Here is a 4,706-nt window from a genome sequence, read left to right on the forward strand (position 1 = left end):
GAGCGAATCGATGAAGCCGAACAGTTGCGGCCGGTTGGAGCCGTAGAACTCACCAAGCTCCTTGACGAAGGTGAGCACGGCCGGGCCGACCATGACGTGGTAGATCACCTCGGTCTCGGCCGGGATCTGCGGAAAATACTTGGTGAAGGATGATTCCGTCGGCGGGATGGCGATCTGCGCGATGACCTCGCCGCCTTGCGCCTTCAGCGCCGGCGGCAGGTAGTCGCGGTGGTCGTAGCCGAAGGCGAAATCCGGGAAGATCTGCGTCACCTTCTTGCCGGCGTTAGCCGCGATCCACGGCGCCATCGACTGGATCTGGCTCTTCACGTCGGTGATGCCGGGCTGGAAGACATAGCGGTTCAGCTTGGTCGAGGCGACGTGATGGCCTTCGCTGACGACGAAATAGGGCATCTTGTTTTCGCCGGCGGCGGGCGCCGAGCCGATGACGACATGCGAGAACAGCGTGCCGAAGACGATGTCGGTTTTGTGCTGGGTGGCGAACTTGCCGACCACCTCGGCGCCACGGCCGGGATCGGTGCCGTCATCCTCGATGATCACCTCGACCTGGCGGCCATTGATGCCGCCGGCTGCATTGATCGCCTTGACTGCGGCAGCTGTCGTCTTTTCGTACCAGCGGCCATAGGCAGCGCCGATGCCGGTGCGGTGCGACTGGAAGCCGATCTTGATCGGCGCCGAACTCTGCGCCTGGGAATAGCGGACGAAGCCAGGGGCAAGGCCGAGGCCGGCGCCTGCGGCCAGACCTTTCAGTGCGGTGCGGCGGGTGAGCGTGGATCTGGAGAGATCGAAAAACCCATTCTTGTCAGTCACGGCAGTTCCCCTGTTTTTGAGTTTTGACTGGCTGCAACGAGGCAAAAAATCGCATGTGTACAAACTAAATCACCAAAGCCCCGACGTGGCAAGCGGGCTTTCCCCGAAGGCATGCTGGTCGCCTTTTCTCATCCGACAGTCGGCGTGGCAAGCAACCAGAGGCCGAAGACGGTGTAGGCGATCATCAGCAAGGTAAGCGGGAACTGGCTGAGGGCCGCGCGGGAGGGCTGTGGGTGCAGGCGCCAGGCGAAGCCGTGAGCGACGAGGACGGCGAGCACATGGCCCAGGATGATGGCGCCGGCCTGGATATTCCACAGCCACCACGCAGAGTCCGCCCCCGCAACGATGCCGGCCTCAATCTGCATATCGGCGGTGCCGAACAGGTTCCAGCCCATCGCGAACGGATCGGAAAGTGCCGCAAGCGCATATTGGCCGTCGACGAGCAGCGCCGTCAGATAATGCGCAATGTGATAGGCAAGCGCGATCGGCACGATCGACCACACCAGCTGACCGGCCGCCTGGTTAAGAATGTGGTCGCTGCCGGCAAGACGTTGGCCGAGCCAGACGGCAAGCAGGAACACCGCCGCCAGCAGCGCGAATGTCAGGATCAGCCCGAAAGTGCCGCTGCCGATCAGCGCCGTGCGGCCGGGAAATTCGAGCGGGTTGATGCCGAACAGGCCGAGCCAGAAGAAGGTTTTGGACAGGCCGTCGAAGGACACCGACGACAGCGCAAGCAACAGGAAGGCGATGCCGCTGGGCGGCAACGGTTCGGCGGCAAGCAGCTTGGCGCCGGGCCAGCAGAGCGCGAGCCGGCCGGCGTCGTTGCGCTCGATGGGCGCGAAGCGCGCCACCATGGAGAAGAAGACCGTCAGGAATTCTCCGCCGCGGCTCCAGCCGCGATAGCCGAATGCCAGCATGGCAATGAGGGTGAGCAGCCAATAGAAGCCGGCAGCATATGCCAGCCGCGCCGGATCGTCGGGCGCCGGATCGATGAGTTCGAACCAGGCAAAGGCGAAAAACAGGATGAACGCTGGCCAGCAACCGAGCCATCGGGGAAGCCGCGGTATCCCTTCATCGCCCGCGCGCAAGAGACGTGAGATCAGACGCCAGGGCCCGTACCAGGGATTGAGCCACGACCAGAGGTCGCCGAAGACGCCCTGCAGCAGCGTGAGGCCGGCCCACATCAGTGTCCAGATCAGCAGCGGCAGCGGATTGGAGAGTGGGTCGCGGCTGCCGAACAGGCCGGCGGCAATGAGAATTGCAAAGCCGGCAAAGGATATCAGGCTGATGGCGGCGCGGGCGCTGTCGCCGAAGGTGAACAGCGGCAGGCGTCGGCGCCAGAAGCGGTCAAGCGAAGCCGCCGGCAGCAGCGCCAGGACGAGGAAGCTGATCGCCACGGCGAAAGCGCCTCCAACCAGATAGTAGCCGGTCGGCAACAGCAGGACGTGGCCCTGATCGGAGGCGTGTGCGCAGGCGGGGGCGGGCAATACGAGCGATACGGCTGTAAGCAACAATGCCAACGATAGATGACGGCACCCTGCGGCGCCCCCCTCTGTCCTGCCGGACCCGGCTCTTCGCCGTCGCTCCGGGCGTTCGTCGTTCGGAAAGCCAAGCAATTGGCTTTCCGTCCGCTGCGCGGACCACTCCTCACCCCCCGCAAGGGGGGAGATTGGCAGTTCGCTCGATCGGCGCTTTTCGTTGGGCGTCGAAAATTGGCGAAAGCGGAGATGACGTCCAATCTCCCCCCTTGAGGGGGAGATGTCCGGCAGGACAGAGGGGGGCGCCAGGGAACTCGGCCTATCCAAGAGGCCCACCACCCCTCACACCTTGACCAATTGCTCCACGCGGTCCTTCTCGCCAAAAATCCTGAGATACCGCTCGATCTCTTTCACATCGCCGGTCGCCTTGGCCGGATTGTCCGACAGCTTGACCGCTGGCCTGCCATTGGCCTCGGTGACCTTGCAGACCAGCGATATGGCGTCGAGGCTGTTGGTTTCCGTCGGCGCGCAGCCTTCGAAATCATTGGTCAGATTGGTGCCCCAGCCGAACGACATACGCACCTTGCCCTTGAAGTGGCGATAGGTCTCCTCGATGGTTTCGACCTCGAGCCCGTCGGAGAAGATCAGCAGTTTCTGCTTGGGGTCCTTGCCCTTGTCGCGCCACCAGGACAGGATTTTTTCGCCGCCTTCGATCGGCGGCGCGCTGTCGGGGCGAAAGCCCGTCCAGTCGGCCACCCAGTCCGGCGCATCGCGCAGGAATGAGGCTGTGCCGAAGGCGTCGGGCAGCACGATCAAGAGATTGCCGCCATAGTAGCGCTGCCAGTCCTGCAGCACCTTGTAGGGCGACTGTCTCAGCTCTTTTTCCGAGTCGGCAAGCGCGGCAAACACCATCGGCAGCTCATGTGCGTTGGTGCCGAGCGCTTCGAGGTCGTTGTCCATGGCCAAAAGCACGTTGGAGGTGCCGGTGAACGCCTCGCCGATGCCTTCCTTCAACGCCTCGACACACCAGCGCTGCCATAGGAAGGAATGGCGCCGGCGCGTGCCGAAGTCCGAGATGCGGATGCCGGGCAGCGCCTTCAGCCGCTCGGTCTTGGCCCACATCTTGGATTTGGCGCGGGCATAGAGCACGTCGAGCGCGAAAGGCCCGAACGCCCGCATCGCCGCGCGAGATCGGAGTTCATTGATGATGGCGAGCGCCGGGATTTCCCACAGCGTGGTGTACATCCACGGCCCGCTGAAGGTCAGTTCATACTGCCCGTCGCACTTCGACAGCTCGTATTCGGGCAGCCGGAAGCCTTCCAGCCAGGCGAGGAATTCCGGTTCGAAGATCTGCTTGCGGCCGTAGAAATTGTTACCGCCGAGCCAGATCATCTCCTTCTTGGAGAAGCGCAAGGTGCGGGCATGGTCGAGTTGTTCGCGCAATTCGCTCTCGTCGATCTCGTCGGCAAGGCGCACCGAGGTCGTGCGGTTGATCAGCGAGAAGGTTGCGTCGACCTTGGGATACATGCCCCAGATCATCTGCAGCATCAAAAGCTTGTAGAAATCCGTGTCGAGCAGGCTGCGCACGATCGGGTCGAGCTTCCAGGTGTGGTTGTAGACGCGCCGCGCAATATCGGTCTTAGCCATGTTTCAACACCGCCTTCGCTGCCTGCCATCCACAATCGCGACAGGCCTCATAGCATCGAATCGGCCGCAACGCTGCCCGCTTTCAGGCTGGCCCGACAAAAAGAGCTGCCTGCATGCGGCGGCGCGCAGCCTGGCATCAGCTTGCGGATTTGCTGCCCATCACCCTGAGCGCCGGACGCTTGCGGCGGCTGACGATGCGGCCGGCCACCGGGGCGTCGGCGCGCCCGTCGTCCCCCGCTTTCTCGGCAAACAGCCAGTCGATGAACACCTGCACGATCGGCGTCGCCCGCATCTCGTTGCGGCAGACGACATAGAAATCGTCGACCGCCGGCACCGACAGGCTGAACGGCGCGACCAGCATGCCCCTGGCCAGCAGCGCGCTTGCCGTCACCGAGTCGCCCAGCGCCACGCCGTGGCCGTGCACCGCCGCCTCGGTCGCCATACGGGCATCGCCGAGGTGATGGCGGCGGCCCCGCTCCAGGTCCAGCGCATCGGCGGCAGCCAGCCAGGTGTGCCACTCGCGGCCGTCATCGCCATGCAGGAAGACATGATCGGCGAGATCCCTGACGCTGCGGATCGGCCGGTTGTTGATCAAGGTCGGGCTGACCACGGGAAACAGTTCGAGGCCCGACCATTTGCGCATCCAGCAATCGGTCCAGCTGCCGTCGCCATAATGCACGCAGACATCGATATTGGGCGCCCGCAAATCCTTGGGATCGTTGGAAGGAATAAGCGTCAGCCTTATGTCGGGAT

The 4,706-nt window shown here is 63.6% G+C and carries 4 protein-coding genes; all 4 read right to left on the reverse strand.

The window, feature by feature from the left end:
* Nucleotides 1–828: ABC transporter substrate-binding protein (locus EN991_RS23900; RefSeq protein WP_164769340.1), on the reverse strand; the 828-nt coding region annotated here is incomplete at its 3' end.
* Nucleotides 829–956: 128 nt separating this feature from the next.
* Nucleotides 957–2,348: a hypothetical protein gene (locus EN991_RS23905; protein WP_128336927.1), complete on the reverse strand. Its 1,392-nt coding sequence runs from the start codon at nucleotides 2,346–2,348 to the stop codon at nucleotides 957–959.
* Between the two features lie 300 nt (nucleotides 2,349–2,648).
* Nucleotides 2,649–3,953, reverse strand: coding sequence for a nicotinate phosphoribosyltransferase (gene pncB / locus EN991_RS23910; RefSeq protein ID WP_127369687.1), 1,305 nt, complete (start codon nucleotides 3,951–3,953; stop codon nucleotides 2,649–2,651).
* A gap of 136 nt (nucleotides 3,954–4,089) precedes the next feature.
* Nucleotides 4,090–4,706: LysR substrate-binding domain-containing protein (locus EN991_RS23915; protein ID WP_245461060.1), on the reverse strand; the 617-nt coding region annotated here is incomplete at its 5' end.

Origin of the sequence: Mesorhizobium sp. M7A.F.Ca.US.005.03.2.1, from assembly GCF_003997795.1 — a bacterium.
GTDB lineage: Bacteria > Pseudomonadota > Alphaproteobacteria > Rhizobiales > Rhizobiaceae > Mesorhizobium > Mesorhizobium ciceri.

Excerpts from the sequence above, each read along its gene's own strand:
- pncB (WP_127369687.1), bottom strand. The coding sequence starts at position 3,953 with ATGGCTAAGACCGATATTGCGCGGCGCGTCTACAACCACACCTGGAAG.